The following is a 17,593-nucleotide window of genomic DNA, read 5'->3' on the forward strand; positions in this document are numbered from 1 at the left end:
GTATAGCACTCAATGTGATTAAACAAAATACCAGTATAAAAGATAGTCAAGTGGCTAAACGTCGAAGAGCAACGTGGTCAGCAGAATTCCGTAGTCAGCTTATCTTTGATTAAATTAAATACAAAGTGGAATCCCGCCCTGCCCTCTAAATAGAATGAATTCGCAAAATGTGTACTCTTTTTTTATTAAATCAATTGCAACGCCATTTATGATCATATCACTGATAAATACAATTACTGGTAGAGCAAGAGCACATGCGATTACCAAATATATCAGAGTAAATATTCTTACTTTAGTATTGAAGTTCATTAGTCACCGCATCTTATTATATCAATATTTTATACAACGGTAGTTAAGATTACTTGAACAGTGTACCACCAACACCTCCATGCCACCACATCTCATGGTGGTATTTTTTATTTCCAGCTGTAGACATATCTCTATGGTTATTTTATGTGTGAACAATTTAACCTACTGTTTTCACTTCTCTCTTGCGTATTTCTCCATGAATTAAGGTGTGGTATCCTACATTTATATAACTATTTGATTTTAATTGATTCTTGCATATAGCGAGAATCGAATAGTTAGCGGTCTTTTTCTCCATCCAAAAATATACCTATGCTATCTGGTTCCGAGCCGCCAACTCTTTGTGTATTTTCCATCTGGCAATTTTTCAGATCTGAAAATATGTTAATTCGTAATAATATTTGAATATTTTGATTGTATACCAATCTAACTTTAAGATGCGTATGATTTAGTGTTGTAAATTGCAATTTGAAGTTTAGTGCGTATATACGAGAGAATTTTTACAAACAGGCAATAAAAGCACCTTATTTATACATTCTTATCAGAATAAAAATAAACTTTATTAATTATTAACTGATTTTTTATGCCATCCTCCCATCGAAACATATGCAATTTTCTAACTGATCTGAGTCAAGACTTATCCTCCAATATTTATTAATTTATTTTATTGATGTTCACAGGTGAAGAAATAACCCTCTACATTCATGTTACTTAGCAACGAACTTATTAATTAAACAAGGGAGTAAATATGAACACTAAATATAACCAACCTAATACACCAACCTTAGAAGATGAATTTTTTATAGTACCAACTCAGAAGTATGTAAAAGACTTAATTCAAAATCACGCTCAAAGCCGGAATCATCCTTATGCAACACTGCAAGACAAAGGATTTGTTACCCTAAGCAATGACGTGAGTAGTGATAGCGAAACTAATGCTGCAACACCAAAAGCAGTAAAAATAGCATACGATTTAGCGAATACCGCTAATCAAAATGCCAGTAATGCAAATGAGAATGCCAATACTCGCTTGTCTAAGGATCAAAACGGTGCAGATATTCTTGATAAGGCAGCATTTGTAAAGAATCTTGGCTTATCCGAATTGGTTTATAGGACTGTAGGAAATGGGCCAAACCAGATACCAGATATGAACAGTTTTGAATCAAAGCTTAGTGAATCGGGTTATCAGAAGCTCCCTGGTGGCCTAATAATTCAATGGGGAATTGTGAATGGTGGAATAAGCAATACGGACTTACGAAAATTTCCAATTCCATTTAATAATAAGTGCTTTGTTGTAACGGGTAATTATGTCAAAGGAGAGCAATGGGGGCAAGGCATATCGGTTGAAATTAGATCAAAAGAAGAATTCTTAATTGTTATTCACGACTCACGTGGCAACTGGTCAAGTTCACAAGTACAATATATCGCTATCGGATATTAATTTGTATTAGTCACAACGCAATCTGAAACATCCCACTCTGGAGATCAGGGGCAGTCAATCCGCCCCTGTATGTCTTGCTCAATGCCTATTGGGAAACGTCATTTTGATAATTTCTTACCTTGCACAAAATTTTATTATTTTATAAACCATATTCACTTAATCCCTTATGTTCATTAGGGCGACGTCCCAATGGCCAGTAAAAAAGCCTTTCCGTTTCCTTAATTGGCATATCATTGATACATGCGAAACGACGTGTCATTAAACCTTGCTCATTAAATTCCCAGTTTTCATTACCGAAACTACGGAACCAATTACCTGAATCATCATGCCACTCATAGGCAAAACGTACAGCAATACGATTTGCATCAAATGCCCATAATTCTTTGATAAGACGGTAATCAATCTCTCGATTCCATTTGTGTGTTAAAAAATCGACAACGGCTTCACGCCCCTCCACGAACTCAGTTCGGTTACGCCAGAAGGTATCTTTTGTATACACCTGCGAAACCTTCTCTGGGTTCCGGGTGTTCCAAGCGTCTTCTGCCAGACGGACTTTCAGCTTTGCAGTTTCAACTGTAAACGGAGGTACAGGTTGCTTGATTTCCATAATATTCCCCTATCGTATGTAGACAGATCTGTCCACATACGATAGATTAAGTAGACGGAGTTGTCTACATAAATAATTGCATGAGGAGAAAAAGGATTATGAGTGAAAAAGTATCCAAAGCGCGTGACCGTATACTAAAAACAGCCCATATGTTGTTTTATCGTGATGGTATACGAGCTACAGGCATTGACCGCATCATCAAGGAATCTGAAGTAACGAAAGTGACGTTCTATCGCCATTTTCCATCCAAAAATGACCTGATACTGGCCTTTCTTGATTATCGCCATGAACAGTGGATTCAGTGGTTTAAAGGATCTCTCCAAGCCAACATAAACCGTTATAGTTCACCGACTAAAGCTCTGACAGAAACATTAGCTGAGTGGTTCAACTCTGATGAATTCAGAGGCTGTGCATTCATCAACACAGTCATCGAAATAGGAAAGGAGCAACCACAAGTTATTCCTCTTATTCAGGAGCATAAAAAGCAAATGGAACAGGTAATTGCGTCTTCTCTACCCCCTGAGTTTAACGGAAAACGTCTGGCGCAGAAATTTGCTTTACTTGTCGAAGGTGCCATCGTTATGATGCAACGCACTGAGTACAGTGATGAAGTTTTATCACTGTTGCAGGAGTGCTTATCAGATATTGCTATGTCTGAATAATTACGGAATAACTATGTTGGTAGTGTAGTGATCGAAGGAAGCCATCATTATTTTATTCGAAAAATTCACTACCAATAAAGCAATCGCATTGACACTTTTTATATCGAATAAACATTTATATTCATTTGTATTCAATAACATTAATGGGATACATTACCGGGCAAAGGAGACAAAGTAATGAAGTTTGTTCCCGATTATAATCATATTCATGCAGCACATTCTCGTATTAAACCCTATATCAATAAAACTCCTGTATTCACATCAACAACTGTCAATGAACTCTTTGACGCTCAAGTCTATTTCAAGTGTGAAAACTATCAAAAAATGGGGGCATTCAAATTCCGCGGAGCCATGAATGCCCTATCCCAGTTTAGTGATGAACAGAAAAACGCAGGCGTTATTGCTTTTTCATCAGGCAATCATGCACAGGCAATTGCGCTGGCAGCTAAGTTACTGAATATTTCTGCCACCATTGTCATGCCACACGATGCTCCCCAAGCTAAGATAACGGCAACAAAAGGTTATGGTGGTAACATCGTTTTTTATGACCGATATACTGAAGATCGCGAAGAAATCGGCCGGCAACTGGCAGAAAAACACGGCATGACACTCATCCCACCTTTCGATCATCCACATATCATTGCAGGTCAAGGCACCGCAGCTAAGGAGCTATTTGAAGAAGTCGGTGAGTTGGATGCTCTGTTTATACCTCTTGGCGGTGGGGGTTTATTGTCTGGCTCTGCGCTTGCCGCTGCTCACTTATCCCCTACATGTCAGGTTTTTGGTGTCGAACCAGCAACCGGTAATGATGGTCAGCAATCTTTTAAAAAAGGTGAAATAGTCCATATAGATACCCCAAAAACCATTGCAGATGGTGCCCAAACACAACACTTGGGACAACACACTTTTGCTATCATTCGCCATCTTGTCAAAGACATTCTTACTGCGTCGGATGATCAATTAATTGATGCCATGTACTTTTTGGCCGAGCGAATGAAAACCATCGTCGAGCCTACCGGCTGTTTGGGGTTTGCGGCGGCAAACGCAATGCGGGAACAATTGCAAGGGCAACGTATCGGAATTATTTTGAGTGGCGGAAATATTGATATAAAACAATATGCACATTTGTTAGCAAACAAGATCTCATGAGTATTCATTATTTAATCATGAAAAGCCCCGTTAGCATGATAAAAATGGGCAGAAGGTTGCTACTTAACTTTTTCCTGTTCTTTCTTTAACTTCCGCCATAACGTCGTGCGGCTAATGCCCAGATATTCTGCTGCCGCACGCCGATTACCTGAAAACCGCGCCACAATCTCATGGACTGAAATATCGTGTACTGAAGGCGTATTTTCGATAAGAGAAACTGTCTCAATCTGGGCTGCTTGCGTAACTTCAGAGCCAGTCTGGCGTTCAGGTGAAAGCGATAATATCAATGCAGGGGTTAACGCCTGTTCTGGATGAGCACTTAAATAAAGCGCTATCCGTTCCATTAAGTTACGTAGTTCACGCACATTTCCTGGCCAATGATAATCATGTAATACGTCATAACACCCAGCAAGCGCCTGTATCCTCGTTGCAGTAACGGGTAAATTAAGTACCGCAAAAGCCCGTTGTAAGTATTCTAGCGCCAACAAACCAATATCATCCCCCCTCTCCCTTAATGCAGGTATGTTGATCCGCAATACACTCAAACGGTAGAACAAATCTGCCCGAAAACGCCCTTCCCTAACCCAAGTATCTAAATCACAATGCGTCGCACAGATGATCCGCACATCGACGGCAATCGGACGATATCCACCAACCCTGACAACCGATTTTTCTTCTAATACCCTTAATAACCGCGTTTGCAAAGGCAATGGCATTTCACCGATTTCATCCAGAAATAACGTCCCTCTATGTGCAATTTCAAATAACCCCGCACGCCCGCCACGTCGTGAACCGGTAAAAGCGCCTTCCTCATAACCAAACAGTTCAGCCTCCAGCAAAGACTCCGTAATCGCGCCACAGTTAACGGCAACAAATGGCCGCGGATACTTGCCCGCTAGCTGTCCATACCGCAAGGTATATTCATGATGAATAGCCTGCGCCACCAGCTCTTTTCCTGTACCGCTTTCTCCCTGAATTAAAACTGTTGCCGTCGAGCGGGAGTACAGCATAATTGTATTGCGCACATGTTCTACCGCAACAGAATGCCCCCTGATATCGTTGATTGTGTGCCGTGTGCGTAGTTTATCTTCTGTAGGATAAGGAGAAATCACTGCCTGATTAAGTTTGCTCATTCGGGCCATCTCCAACGCATCCCTAAATGCCTGCCGAATCGAATCCGCTGAATAGACAAAAACTCCCACTAACTCAGCTTCATAAGCAAGATCGGTAATCAATCCTGCCCCGACAATCACTTTTATGCCCATCGCCTTCAACGTATTGACCTGCGCCCTAGCATCTTCCTCTGTGACATAACTGCGTTGTTCAATGCGCAAATTGAAATGCTGCTGAAATTCTTCTAATGCAGGCAACGTATTTTGATAGGTAATTACACCAATTCGGGAACTGATTTGTCGGGCACGAGCCAATGCCTGCATAAAATCAAATCCGCTGGCTTTAGCAATAATCATTGGCACAGATAAACGGCTTTTTAAATAGGCCCCATTAGATCCTGCGCAAATCACCGCATCACAATGTTCAGTTTCCAGTCGTTTGCGAATATGTTGAACCGCACGTTCAAAACCCAACTGAATCGGCGTGATAATCGCTTGGTGGTCAAACTCCGGTGTAATATCACGAAAAAGATCAAAAAGTCTGGAAACAGAGACGGTCCAGATAACGGGTTTATTGTTATCACGTTCCTCTGCGTGTGCTGATGCCATATCTCCTCCCTTGTTTCTTGTGTTCTGTTTCACCGCCAAAACATGAAACAAAAATGAAACATAATTGATTCAAAATGAAACAAATATACATTATAGCCAATGGCTAAACAGTAGCTACTTATCAACCAAAATCTATCCACCCAATTAATTTAGATAATAAAAACAATATAGTTGCCACATCCCTATTGGCCCATCTGCCCATTTTTTTAATATTGGCATAGACCTTGCTAAAAACCTTTCCATAGTAACAAAAAATACAAATTGGTTTCATTTTGGTAACAATGGGGTTATGTATGGCACTTTCTTCCGCTGGTTTAGCTTTTCGTCAGGCAATAGAGGACGAATCTCCGTTACAAGTCGTCGGAACCATCAATGCAAACCATGCATTACTGGCAAAACAGGCAGGCTACAAGGCGATTTACCTTTCAGGTGGTGGTGTTTCTGCGGGTTCGCTGGGACTACCAGATTTGGGGATCTCTACGCTGGACGACGTGTTGATTGATGTCCGCCGTATTACTGATGTCTGTGACTTACCGCTGCTTGTCGATGCCGATATTGGATTCGGTTCCTCTGCGTTTAATGTCGCCCGCACAATTCGTTCTATTATTAAAGCAGGAGCCGCGGGTGTTCATATTGAAGATCAGGTCGGTGCTAAACGTTGTGGTCATCGTCCAAATAAAGAAATTGTTTCCAAACAGGAGATGGTAGACCGTATCAAGGCTGCCGTTGATGCCCGCACCGATGAAAATTTTGTCATTATGGCCCGCACAGATGCACTGGCAGTAGAAGGGTTAGATGCCGCACTGGACAGAGCCACAGCTTATATCGAAGCAGGCGCCGATATGCTGTTCCCTGAAGCCATCACCGAGCTGCATATGTATCAGGAATTCGCGTCCAAGACACAGGTTCCTGTTTTAGCGAACATTACCGAATTCGGTGCGACACCACTCTTTACAATCGAAGAATTAAGGCGCGTCAACGTCGCCATCGCCCTTTACCCGCTATCAGCATTTCGGGCGATGAATAAAGCGGCGGAACAGGTCTATACCACTTTGCGTCGAGATGGCACACAGAAAAACGTCATCAATCTGATGCAAACCCGCAATGAACTTTATGAAAGCATCAACTACTACGATTTTGAACGAAAACTGGATGCCCTGTTTTCCCAGAAAAATAGCAGAGGTGATACTCATGAGTAAGCAGAATACGGCAATGGAACTCTCTGAATCTACATCATTTAAGCCAAAAAAATCAGTTGCACTGTCCGGTGTTACAGCAGGCAATACTGCACTCTGTACCGTTGGTAAAAATGGCAATGATTTACATTACCGTGGTTATGATATTCTCGATTTGGCCACCCATTGTGAATTTGAAGAGGTCGCTTATCTTCTCATCCACGGCAAACTTCCCTCCCACGCAGAATTGACATCCTACAAAAACAAATTGAAATCCTTACGTGGCCTGCCAAGCAATGTCAAAGCCGCATTGGAGGCACTGCCTGCGGTGGCCCATCCTATGGATGTCATGCGTACCGGCGTTTCTGTACTGGGTTGTACTTTGCCAGAAAAAGAAGATCACAACCTGGCTGGTGCCCGCGATATTGCTGATCGCTTACTTACCTCTCTCGGTTCAATACTGCTGTATTGGTATCACTACAGTCATAATGGCCGTCGCATCGAAGTTGAAACCGATGATGATTCCATTGGCGGACACTTTCTCCATCTCCTGCATGGTCAAAAGCCACGGGGATCATGGGAAAAAGCGATGCACACCTCCCTGATCTTGTACGCTGAACATGAATTTAATGCGTCTACCTTTACCAGCCGAGTTATTGCGGGCACGGGATCAGATATTTACTCTGCCATTATCGGGGGAATTGGTGCCCTGCGTGGATCGAAGCATGGTGGGGCCAATGAAGTTTCATTCGAAATTCAGCAACGCTATGACACTCCCGCGCAAGCCGAAACCGATATTCTGGCCCGTCTGGCGAGAAAAGAAGTTATCATCGGTTTCGGCCATCCGGTTTATACCGTCTCTGATCCCCGCCATATAGTCATTAAAGAAATTGCCCTGCAACTTTCCCAGGAAGCAGGGACACCCCAGATGTATGACATTGCTGATCGGATTGAATCCGTGATGTGGGATAACAAAAAAATGTTCCCGAATCTTGATTGGTTCTCTGCGGTTTCCTATCACATGATGGGGGTTCCTACTGCCATGTTTACCCCACTATTTGTGATGGCCCGCACTTCTGGTTGGGCCGCTCACATTATTGAGCAACGTATTGATAACAAAATCATCCGTCCATCAGCTCACTATATTGGCCCTGAAAATTTGGCATTTATACCGCTTGCACAACGTTAATAATTCGATTTAAGGATTAAATTATGTCTACCTCTGTTGTTAACAACCGACCTGATTACGATCAGGTGATTGTAGATATTGTGGATTATGTCATGGACTACACCATAACATCCCCAATTGCTTACGCCACAGCCCACCACTGCCTGATAGATACCTTGGGTTGTGGATTAGAAGCGCTGGAATATCCCGCCTGCACAAAACTATTAGGGCCAATTGTGCCGGGAACAACGGTACTTAACGGTGTGCGCGTACCAGGAACCCAATTCCAGCTCGATCCTGTTCAGGCCGCCTTTAACATTGGTGCAATGATCCGCTGGCTCGATTTCAATGACACCTGGCTGGCAGCCGAATGGGGACATCCTTCTGATAATCTTGGCGGAATACTTGCCACCGCCGACTGGTTGTCCAGAAATGCGATTGCCCGCGGAGAAAAACCACTCACCATGTGGGATGTTCTGACAGCGATGATTAAGGCGCATGAAATTCAAGGCTGCCTGGCATTAGAAAATGCTTTCAATAAAGTCGGGTTGGATCATGTTGTTTTAGTCAAAGTGGCTTCCACAGCGGTTGTCGCTCAACTGTTAGGGCTGCAACGTGAGGAAATATTAAGTGCGGTTTCATTGGCCTGGGTTGACGGACAATCTTTGAGAACTTATCGCCATGCCCCCAATACCGGCTCGCGCAAATCCTGGGCTGCGGGAGATGCAACTTCCCGTGCCGTGCGTCTGGCTCTGATAGCCCAAACAGGTGAAATGGGCTATCCCTCTGTATTATCTGCCAAAACCTGGGGATTTTATGACGTTCTGTTCAATGGTCAGCCATTCACATTCCAGCGCCCTTATGGTTCTTATGTCATGGAAAATGTGCTGTTTAAAATTTCTTTTCCAGCAGAATTCCATTCACAAACTGCCGTAGAAGCAGCAATGCTCTTGCATCAGCAACTGAAAGAGCACAGCAAACGCATTGAAGATATTGCACAAATTACTATCCGTACCCACGAAGCCTGTATCAGAATTATTGATAAACAGGGACCATTGAACAATCCCGCCGACAGGGATCACTGTATTCAATATATGGTTGCCGTCCCGCTGATTTTTGGGCGTCTGACGGCTGCGGATTATGAAGATGATATCGCTGCCGATCCACGCATTGACACTTTGCGGGAAAAGATAGTCTGCGTTGAAGACCTTGATTTCACCCGTGACTATCATGATCCCGAAAAACGCTCCATTGCCAATGCACTGACGTTGACATTCACCGATGGCACTCAATTGGACGAAGTTAAAATCGAATTCCCGATTGGACACGCCCGTCGCCGTAAAGATGGCATTCCGCTATTAGAGGAGAAATTCAAAACCAATCTGGCGCGTCGCTTCCCGCAAGAGCAGCAACAAAAAATTTTAGCGGTATCTCTTGATCTGATGTCATTGAGAGACATCCCGGTAAACGAATACCTTGATTTGTATGTCATATAATTTGTATACCAATCTAACTTCAAAATGCGTGTGATTTCATATCGTGTTGTAAATTGCAACTTGAAGTTTGATGCGTATATACCCTTAAGAGATGAATGTAGGAGAGATTATGTCATTCCAAGATTTCTATCAGCATTCAATTGATGATCCCGATACTTTTTGGGCAGAACAGGCCAAACGCATACACTGGCAACAGCCTTTTGAACAGCCCCTGGATCATAGCCATCCCCCTTTTGCCCGTTGGTTTTGTGGGGGAAAAACCAATCTCTGCTACAATGCGCTAGACCGCTGGCTGGAAAGCCAACCCGATGCCAGGGCACTGATTGCCATTTCAACGGAAACTAAAACCAATAGCGAGCGAGTTTTCACCTATAAAGAATTACATCGGGAAGTGAATCGTGCCGCTGCTATCATGTTGTCGCTCGGCGTGAAAAAAGGTGATCGTGTCGTTGTTTACATGCCAATGGTGGCTGAAGCCCTGTTTATTTTACTGGCCTGTGCCCGTATTGGGGCAATCCATTCAGTCGTATTTGGGGGTTTTGCTTCTCACAGTCTCGCTACCCGATTAGATAATGCTGAACCCGTTTTAGTCGTCTCAGCGGATGCGGGTTCACGTGGGGGAAAAATCATTCCTTATAAGCCTCTGCTTGATGAGGCCATTGAGTTAGCCAGGCACACGCCACGCCATGTTTTGATGGTAGATCGCGGACTGTCCAATATTCATTGGGTGAACGGCAGGGATGTCGATTTTGCCACATTACGGCAGAAGCATCTTGATGCAGAAGTGCCTGTCACATGGCTCGAATCCAATGAAACGTCTTGTGTACTCTATACATCAGGCACAACTGGAACCCCGAAAGGGGTTCAACGCGATGTCGGCGGTTATGCCGTGGCGCTGGCGACATCAATGGACGTTATTTTTGGTGGTAAGGCAGGCGGCGTTTTTTTCTGCACATCGGATATTGGCTGGGTTGTCGGGCACTCTTATATTGTCTATGCCCCCTTAATCGCCGGCATGGCAACGATCATGTATGAAGGTCTCCCGATACGACCGGATGCGGGTATTTGGTGGCAAATTGTCGAAAAATATCGTGTCACCAGAATGTTTTCTGCCCCTACGGCAATCCGCGTTTTGAAAAAATACCCGACGGATTGTATCGCCAAATATGATATCTCATCGCTTGAAACACTCTATTTAGCGGGAGAACCGCTTGATGAACATACCGCCCGTTGGATTGCCGAAACCATTAATGTGCCTGTTATTGATAACTACTGGCAAACTGAAACGGGCTGGCCCATTATGGCGATTGCCCGCAGTCTGGATGACAGGCCAAGCCGTTTTGGTAGCACCGGTTTTCCCATGTACGGTTTTAACGTCAAACTACTCAACGAACTGACTGGTCAGGAATGTGGTGATAATGAAAAAGGAATGCTGGTTATCAAAGGCCCTTTGCCGCCAGGTTGCATCCAGACCATCTATGGTGATGATCGCCGTTTCATTAATACTTACTGGAGTCACTTTGACCAGCAAGTCTATTCGACATTTGATTGGGGAATACGTGACAGCGAAGGTTATTATTTTATTCTGGGGCGTTCGGATGATGTGATTAACGTTTCCGGCCATCGTTTGGGAACGCGGGAGATTGAAGAGTGCATTGCCAGCCACGAAGATGTCGCCGAAGTTGCCGTCATTGGTATCAAGGATGAAGTGAAGGGGCAAGCCGCCGTGGCGTTTGCTGTCCTCAAAGAAGGACGAGAAATCCAGAGTGCTGACCATTTTGCCACCTTGGAGAAGGCATTGATGGCGTTGGCGGATAAGAAAATCGGCAGCGTTGGACGTCCGGCACGCGTCTATTTTGTGGCGCAATTACCGAAAACCCGTTCAGGAAAAATGTTGCGCCGCACCATGCAGGCTATTTGTGAAGGGCGTGAGCCAAGCGATATTGCCCTGATTGAGAATCCCGCTTCATTGGAAGCCATTCGGGATGCGATTTCCCATTAAGCAAGTATCAGCCATACCAAGTATTCGTACTCAGGAACATATACTCATCTCTTTTTTGTTTAATCTTCATTTAATACCTCTGAGTTATTATGATTCCGTACTACATTTCTCTCAGCTACTTTTACCCATTTCTCGCTCCGTTCCTACACGGAGCTTTTTTATCTAGATAAATAGATTAACTTTTTCGTTCATTAATTTTTGAAGTGAAATATTAAATCAGGGTACACAAAGCACCCCGAATCATAATTTCTATTTATAAGACGTGAATTAATGGGCTATCTTAGGTTCTTTTAGCGCAGACTCTGCCCATTCCATCATTGCTGGATGTTTTAGCATATGATTAACCCACTTCTGGCTGATTGCAGAAAGTTTCAATCCGTAAGTTTGGGCACGGAAAGCAATTGGAGCATAGAAGGCATCGACAGCAGTGAATTTATCTCCCGCCAGCCATTCACCCCCAAATTGAGTTAACCCTTCTGTCCAAAGTGCATCTATTCGTTCAATATCGCACTGTAATTCGGGTGTTATTTCATTAAGCTCATTACGAATAGAACAATTCATCGTGCAAAGCTGACGTAATGTTGTAAAGCCAGAATGCATTTCTGCCGCAGCACTTCTCGCCCATGCCCTGGCTATTTTATCTGATGGCCAAACTTGTATATGTTCTTCAGCAATATATTCGATAATTGCCAGAGAATCCCAAACCGTAATCTCTCCATCAATCAGACAAGGAACCAAACCAGTAGGTGAAAATGCCTGAAATTTCTCACGACTGCTTTTACCATCTTCAAAATAGCTCAGCCTCTCATTAAAAGGAATATCCAACGCCCTGAGCAAAATCCACGGACGCAGTGACCAAGAAGAATAATTTTTATTGGCTATCCACAATGTATACATCGTATTTCCCTCTACTATAATAAAATTACGTGATTATAAAAAACATTATATTCCCCCACCGAAACAGTAATTCCATTATAAAATATCACGCCATTAGAATAGCACCAAACAAAAAACAAATAATCCACAAAATAAAAAAATGAATTCACTATGTACTTTAAAAACCCTCATCTATATTGTAGAAACATCTTTATATTAAAAATAAGGATATAATATGTCATTCAAAAACACTTCCACCAGCTTTGGCCATATTTCTATTTTAATTCATTGGCTAGTAGCGCTCACTGTTTATGGAATGTTTGCACTTGGTTTATGGATGGTCACACTAAGTTATTACGATAACTGGTATCATCGTGCTCCTGAACTGCATAAAAGTATAGGTAGTTTATTATTTATTGTCATGATTATTCGGGTAGTATGGCGATTTATTTCGCCGCCACCAAAACCTTTGGCAAGCTATAGCCTTTTTATACGCATCAGTTCACAACTTATGCAACTCACTCTCTATATCGCCTTATTTGGTATTCTATTTAGTGGATATCTCATTTCTACAGCCGACGGGCAATCTATCAGTATTTTTGGCTGGTTTGAAATCCCTGCAACCCTAACAGGCCAAGGCATACAGGCTGATACGGCGGGTGTTATACATCTTTATCTTGCCTGGACTGTTGTCGTACTCTCCCTATTACATGGGCTTGCGGCACTGAAACATCACTTTATTGATCGTGATACCACCCTAAAAAGAATATTTGGTTACAAACCAAATTAAAATGACTTTTGGAGAATTATTATGCTGAAAAAGAGGCTAGTAGCCCTGACCGTAGGCGGATGGCTCATGAGTGCAGGAAACGCACTCGCTGCTGATTATAAGTTCGATAAAATAGGCCAACATGCCTTTATTGAATTTCGTATTCAGCATTTAGGATTTAGCTGGCTTTATGGGGGTTTTAAAGATTTCGATGGTAACTTTACTTTTGATCCGCAAAATCCAGCAAATGATAAAGTCAATGTGGTTATCAAAACCGATAGTGTCGACACCAAACATGCCGAACGAGATAAGCATTTACGTGGACCTAACTTTTTGAACAGTCATAAATATCCTGAAGCTAAATTCACATCAACGAATGTTAAGAAAGAAGGTGAACATTACTTTATTACCGGAGATCTCACATTAAATGGTGTGACCAAACCTGTCACACTGGACGCAAAATTGCTCAATGCAGGAAACGATCCGTGGGGTGGATACCGTGCTGGTTTTGAGGCGACAGGTAAACTCAAATTAAAAGATTTTAATATTAAAGAAGATCTGGGGCCAAAATCTCAGGAAGTCGAACTGATCATTTCGGTTGAAGGCGTGCGAGAAAAAGCCTAATCATAAAAGAACGCGGTAAGAAAAACGTACCGCGTTCCATTTCTCCTGTTTTAAACAGACACCAATCTATTAGACAATCAGTTCATTAACATGACGTGTTATTTGAGCCAAAGCATTGTGGGCATCATAATCTGCCTTAATGATCTGTGACTGCTGGCGCCATATCGGGGAAGATAATATCCTTGTCACTGCCTGATATAACTGCTGCTCAGTAGGGGTATCAGTATGCAAGCTGATACCACAACGTGACCAGATAACACGAGCGACAGCTTCTAACTTACCATCTCCTGTTCCCGCGACCACCAAAGGTACGCCATGACGAATGGCTGAATTCAGAGAACCATAACCACCATTAGTAATAAAAATGGCAGCTCTGGGGAGCCAGTGTTCAAAATTGAGATACTCGACCACTCTGGCATTTTCTGGCAGATCTTCTCCCAGAACATCGATAGAACGACCACCTGTAATCGCCAATACCCGAACCGGCAACGTTGCCAACCCACGCAATGTAGGTAATATCAATTGGTTAAAATCAATATTAGCCAGTGTTCCCTGCGTCACCAGAATCAATGGCAGGCTTTCATCCGGCCAACTGATTTGCGTTTTATCATCTTCCACCTTTACCGGCAGCGCCCCGATAAACTCCACTGTCTCAGGTAAATCATTACGAGAAAATTCAAATGATGGCGTCGCCAATTGCAAGAAATGATCAACTCCGCTCATCAAAACATCATTATGATCCCCTGTCAGTGGAAGACAATCCACCGCCGCAAGCGACTGATTAAATGCCGCCCTGACCTGCTCAATTAATTGGTGCGTTTCCTCATCGACCAATTGCTCGCGGGTCAAATCAGCAGGCAATAATTCAGGCGGTATCCGCGCCCCCCAAAATATGGCATCTTTTGTTGACCACGCCAGTGGCGTGACACCAATAGCAATGACAGGGATACGTTTTTCAGCCGGTTTTTGCAATAACGGCAGCGCGGCATAAAAAGTATTATCGATAATCAGCAGATCAGGGTGTCCCTCGTCGATAACTTGTAGCAATTGTTTCGACAACACAGGAATTGGTGCGGCAAAGAATTGCTTTAACGCCAGCGCCATCTGAGCATTTCCCGGCGGAAGTTCTGCCCGTTCAGGAAAATATTTTTCCAAACAACGGTAATCAATATCCACTTGCTCATCGAAAGGAACAAAAGTAGCCCCTAACGCTTCCGTTTGCTGTTGAAACAAGGAACCACTGAATATGGTGACATCATGTCCCTGCCCTATTAAATGTTCCGCAATAGTGAATATTGGAAAAACATGGCCAGGCGTTGCAATAGCAGCTAAAACAATACGAGACATTAATCGAGTCTCCTTCTACTCAATCAGCACTGGAAACAGTAATAGTGCGGAAGCTATGATTTGTACACACAGGCACGCCGTGGATATGCACCCGCTGAATATGGCGAGGAGAACGGGAAATAAAAGCTTCACGTCCATGTAATAAAGTGAAGTTATCGCAAATCGCAATGTCACCAGACTGCCATTGATGAGCGTAGAAATAACGCGGATCATACAATCGGTTATACAGTGTTTCTGCGAGGGCTTGTTGCTCTTCCTGTGACATGCCATCTATCTTCAAAGCGTGATGATCAGCATACTTCACATCTTCTTTACCCATTGGCTCATTGTAACGCATCACCCATTTTTTGCCGTCGGGGTGAGGACAAATCAATGGTGAAGTCACTTCACCGCCATAATGGGTGACTCGGCTTGTACGGTAAGTAATAGTGGTATTTTTCCATCTATTACGCTCATCATCACTGGCATCAATAATCAATTGTTCAGTGTTGACAAACGTGGTGCGTCCTCCTTGAGCCGCTTCGGGGGCAGAAACACAGTGAAATAGCTGAAATTCAGGAATTGTTTCTCTATACATTCCATCCCAATGCAACGGCAAATTACCACTGTCCATAACATGGTCAGACGGTTCTGGGTGCTCCATAACATCCAATACAGCACCAAATGGCCACATCATGATTTCCCCCCAACGGCCAGAATATTCCGCCAATTTCTCTTTATCCGTAAAACCGGATTGAAAACCACGTAATATAACCAGCAGATGAGTACGAGCTAATTCACGCAAAGCATCAACGGACAGAGTGGTAATATCCTGATCAGGGTAATTGGGAGTAATAAATACGCCAAAAGGTTTCATCGCCTCAATATGACAATCAAGTTCATAGGTATTCATGATTTTTCTCTCTAAAATACGGTATACCACGTGGTTATTCTGCTTATGCTGTCGCCGCTTGAAATTCTGTTTGCGGATTTTCTTCAGATGGTGTTTCAATCACATAATGGCTTGGAACCCCCCGAATTTCGATCAGCTTTCCATTCATCTTTTTCACTTCATCACTTTTCATCAGCACAAACTGGCCGTTAATATTGGCCGCCACGCCGTGCCACGGCGTCAACCAATCATCCCGAGTCGGCATCATATGAATACCAATTTTGACACTGTCCACAGGTTGCGGGTGAATAGAAAGACGGATCGCTAGAGGGAATTGCTCTGCCAGCAAATTACCCCATGCCCAACTACGTTGGATAACCCCAGCCGAGCGCTGGCGTGCATCTTTTTGCAACGCATTTTTTGAACCTGTATATTCTGGCAATAAGCTATCTTCATAAAGAAAACGGGTAATCGCTCGATATAATTGAACACCTTCTTCGGTTTTTTTGAGCTCTTCCTTGATCTCCTCGATTGAAGAGGCATAACGATTGACCAATAATTCACGCAGTTGATCGTAATCATTAGTATATTGCGTTAGTGATTCAACGTTACCAAGATTAAAAACTGAAAGATGAGTCGCGCCCAGTTCATGCAGCAATTTTTCAATTTCTAATTGATAATGGGTAATTGTGTCATCATCGACAAGAATAAGATCACTAAAAACATGTCCATCAGAACAAATAACAATATTTGCCCCAGGTGGATAATAAAGCTGAATACGCTGACAAAGGGAATTTAGAAAAATCAGTGATAATTTTTCTGCCATATCCGGCATTTTACCCAATACTTTTCTAGGATTTGGGGATTTTGTTGGAAATGCAGGTAAAATACATTCGATAGGTTTCCCTTGCTCCACAAATGCACGGATACGTGGTAATTGAACCTCAGAAACCTTTTTTTCTTCATCTTGAAGTGTATGTTCAGACTCAGGGAAACGACGTCGATACTGCAATAATTCATGTAGAATTTTGTTAGACACTTCTTCTATGTCAAGACGTTCCATAATTCATTCCTAATTTATTACATTTACATCACAGCCAATTAAATAGCGTTTCAAAATGCCAGGAGTCTTCCTTACCCCGCGCGCCGCGCGGGGTAAGGAACCCCAACATCTGATACTCTCAGTATTATGAAAACCTATTTAATACGGTTAGCAATATATAGATATTGCTGAGCATAAAACATTAACTCACGTGCTTTTGAATATATAAATAGCGAAATAAAACTTACAGCAGAAAAGTAACAATATACAACCAAATCTAACTATAAATATACTGAGTTTTTTATTTTATCTTATTTTATTACACACACAATAAAAC

The 17,593-nt window shown here is 42.7% G+C and carries 15 protein-coding genes; 9 read left to right on the top strand and 6 right to left on the bottom strand.

Annotated features, from left to right (window positions below; all coding sequences use genetic code 11):
- The first annotated feature begins 1,054 nt into the window (after positions 1-1,054).
- Positions 1,055-1,747: a gp53-like domain-containing protein gene (locus IQ211_RS13295; protein WP_189760101.1), complete on the top strand. Its 693-nt coding sequence runs from the start codon at positions 1,055-1,057 to the stop codon at positions 1,745-1,747.
- 139 nt (positions 1,748-1,886) lie between these two features.
- On the opposite strand, the gene IQ211_RS13300 is transcribed toward IQ211_RS13295, so the two are convergent.
- Positions 1,887-2,354 carry a nuclear transport factor 2 family protein gene (locus tag IQ211_RS13300; protein WP_189760100.1) on the bottom strand — a complete coding sequence of 156 codons (468 nt, stop codon included), beginning with the start codon at positions 2,352-2,354 and terminating at the stop codon, positions 1,887-1,889.
- A 98-nt stretch (positions 2,355-2,452) separates the two neighbouring features.
- Between IQ211_RS13300 and IQ211_RS13305 the strand changes: the two genes are divergently transcribed.
- Complete coding sequence (locus tag IQ211_RS13305) at positions 2,453-3,016, top strand: TetR/AcrR family transcriptional regulator (protein WP_189760099.1); 564 nt, start codon at positions 2,453-2,455, stop codon at positions 3,014-3,016.
- 177 nt (positions 3,017-3,193) lie between these two features.
- Complete coding sequence (locus IQ211_RS13310) at positions 3,194-4,165, top strand: threo-3-hydroxy-L-aspartate ammonia-lyase (RefSeq protein ID WP_189760098.1); 972 nt, start codon at positions 3,194-3,196, stop codon at positions 4,163-4,165.
- Between the two features lie 59 nt (positions 4,166-4,224).
- Here IQ211_RS13310 and prpR read toward each other — a convergent pair whose 3' ends face one another.
- Entirely contained in the window at positions 4,225-5,886 is a 1,662-nt protein-coding gene (gene prpR, locus IQ211_RS13315) for a propionate catabolism operon regulatory protein PrpR (protein ID WP_189760097.1), read from the bottom strand.
- Positions 5,887-6,179: 293 nt separating this feature from the next.
- On the opposite strand from prpR, the gene prpB reads away from it, so the two are divergent.
- The 4 genes from prpB to IQ211_RS13335 all read left to right on the top strand — a co-directional run bounded on the left by prpB (position 6,180) and on the right by IQ211_RS13335 (position 11,727).
- A complete protein-coding gene (gene prpB / locus IQ211_RS13320) occupies positions 6,180-7,085 on the top strand; it encodes a methylisocitrate lyase (RefSeq protein ID WP_189760096.1) in 906 nt (301 codons plus the stop codon).
- A gap of 13 nt (positions 7,086-7,098) precedes the next feature.
- Positions 7,099-8,250, top strand: a complete 1,152-nt coding sequence (gene prpC / locus IQ211_RS13325) for a bifunctional 2-methylcitrate synthase/citrate synthase (protein WP_223281738.1) — start codon at positions 7,099-7,101, stop codon at positions 8,248-8,250.
- A 23-nt stretch (positions 8,251-8,273) separates the two neighbouring features.
- On the top strand, positions 8,274-9,725 hold the full coding sequence (locus IQ211_RS13330) for a bifunctional 2-methylcitrate dehydratase/aconitate hydratase (RefSeq protein ID WP_189760094.1): 1,452 nt from the start codon (positions 8,274-8,276) through the stop codon (positions 9,723-9,725).
- Between the two features lie 109 nt (positions 9,726-9,834).
- Positions 9,835-11,727: a propionate--CoA ligase gene (locus IQ211_RS13335; protein WP_189760093.1), complete on the top strand. Its 1,893-nt coding sequence runs from the start codon at positions 9,835-9,837 to the stop codon at positions 11,725-11,727.
- 267 nt (positions 11,728-11,994) lie between these two features.
- On the opposite strand, the gene IQ211_RS13340 is transcribed toward IQ211_RS13335, so the two are convergent.
- Complete coding sequence (locus IQ211_RS13340; protein ID WP_189760092.1) at positions 11,995-12,624, bottom strand: glutathione S-transferase family protein; 630 nt, start codon at positions 12,622-12,624, stop codon at positions 11,995-11,997.
- A gap of 214 nt (positions 12,625-12,838) precedes the next feature.
- Here IQ211_RS13340 and IQ211_RS13345 point away from each other — a divergent pair, with 214 nt between their 5' ends.
- Together IQ211_RS13345 and IQ211_RS13350 are read left to right on the top strand one after the other, a co-directional pair.
- Positions 12,839-13,393 carry a cytochrome b gene (locus tag IQ211_RS13345; protein ID WP_189760091.1) on the top strand — a complete coding sequence of 185 codons (555 nt, stop codon included), beginning with the start codon at positions 12,839-12,841 and terminating at the stop codon, positions 13,391-13,393.
- Between the two features lie 21 nt (positions 13,394-13,414).
- Positions 13,415-13,996 (top strand): YceI family protein, encoded by a 582-nt coding sequence (locus tag IQ211_RS13350; RefSeq protein ID WP_189760090.1) that lies wholly within the window; start codon positions 13,415-13,417, stop codon positions 13,994-13,996.
- Between the two features lie 69 nt (positions 13,997-14,065).
- On the opposite strand, the gene IQ211_RS13355 is transcribed toward IQ211_RS13350, so the two are convergent.
- From IQ211_RS13355 to pvcA, 3 genes are read right to left on the bottom strand one after another with little or no spacing between them, the layout of a single operon-like run.
- Complete coding sequence (locus tag IQ211_RS13355; RefSeq protein ID WP_189760089.1) at positions 14,066-15,343, bottom strand: rhabduscin glycosyltransferase; 1,278 nt, start codon at positions 15,341-15,343, stop codon at positions 14,066-14,068.
- 19 nt (positions 15,344-15,362) lie between these two features.
- Positions 15,363-16,235, bottom strand: a complete 873-nt coding sequence (gene pvcB / locus IQ211_RS13360; protein WP_189760088.1) for a tyrosine isonitrile desaturase/decarboxylase — start codon at positions 16,233-16,235, stop codon at positions 15,363-15,365.
- 43 nt (positions 16,236-16,278) lie between these two features.
- Positions 16,279-17,277, bottom strand: a complete 999-nt coding sequence (gene pvcA, locus IQ211_RS13365; RefSeq protein ID WP_189760087.1) for an L-tyrosine isonitrile synthase — start codon at positions 17,275-17,277, stop codon at positions 16,279-16,281.
- Between the last annotated feature and the right edge of the window lie 316 nt (positions 17,278-17,593).

It is taken from the genome of Xenorhabdus griffiniae (assembly GCF_015163655.1).
GTDB classification, from domain to species: Bacteria; Pseudomonadota; Gammaproteobacteria; order Enterobacterales; family Enterobacteriaceae; genus Xenorhabdus; species Xenorhabdus griffiniae.

Coding starts and splice junctions, on each gene's coding strand:
- prpC (WP_223281738.1), top strand. CDS start 7,099: ATGGAACTCTCTGAATCTACATCATTTAAGCCAAAAAAATCAGTTGCA.
- IQ211_RS13300 (WP_189760100.1), bottom strand. CDS start 2,354: ATGGAAATCAAGCAACCTGTACCTCCGTTTACAGTTGAAACTGCAAAG.
- IQ211_RS13305 (WP_189760099.1), top strand. CDS start 2,453: ATGAGTGAAAAAGTATCCAAAGCGCGTGACCGTATACTAAAAACAGCC.
- prpB (WP_189760096.1), top strand. CDS start 6,180: ATGGCACTTTCTTCCGCTGGTTTAGCTTTTCGTCAGGCAATAGAGGAC.
- prpR (WP_189760097.1), bottom strand. CDS start 5,886: ATGGCATCAGCACACGCAGAGGAACGTGATAACAATAAACCCGTTATC.
- IQ211_RS13350 (WP_189760090.1), top strand. CDS start 13,415: ATGCTGAAAAAGAGGCTAGTAGCCCTGACCGTAGGCGGATGGCTCATG.
- IQ211_RS13310 (WP_189760098.1), top strand. CDS start 3,194: ATGAAGTTTGTTCCCGATTATAATCATATTCATGCAGCACATTCTCGT.
- IQ211_RS13295 (WP_189760101.1), top strand. CDS start 1,055: ATGAACACTAAATATAACCAACCTAATACACCAACCTTAGAAGATGAA.
- IQ211_RS13335 (WP_189760093.1), top strand. CDS start 9,835: ATGTCATTCCAAGATTTCTATCAGCATTCAATTGATGATCCCGATACT.
- IQ211_RS13340 (WP_189760092.1), bottom strand. CDS start 12,624: ATGTATACATTGTGGATAGCCAATAAAAATTATTCTTCTTGGTCACTG.
- IQ211_RS13355 (WP_189760089.1), bottom strand. CDS start 15,343: ATGTCTCGTATTGTTTTAGCTGCTATTGCAACGCCTGGCCATGTTTTT.
- pvcA (WP_189760087.1), bottom strand. CDS start 17,277: ATGGAACGTCTTGACATAGAAGAAGTGTCTAACAAAATTCTACATGAA.
- IQ211_RS13330 (WP_189760094.1), top strand. CDS start 8,274: ATGTCTACCTCTGTTGTTAACAACCGACCTGATTACGATCAGGTGATT.
- pvcB (WP_189760088.1), bottom strand. CDS start 16,235: ATGAATACCTATGAACTTGATTGTCATATTGAGGCGATGAAACCTTTT.
- IQ211_RS13345 (WP_189760091.1), top strand. CDS start 12,839: ATGTCATTCAAAAACACTTCCACCAGCTTTGGCCATATTTCTATTTTA.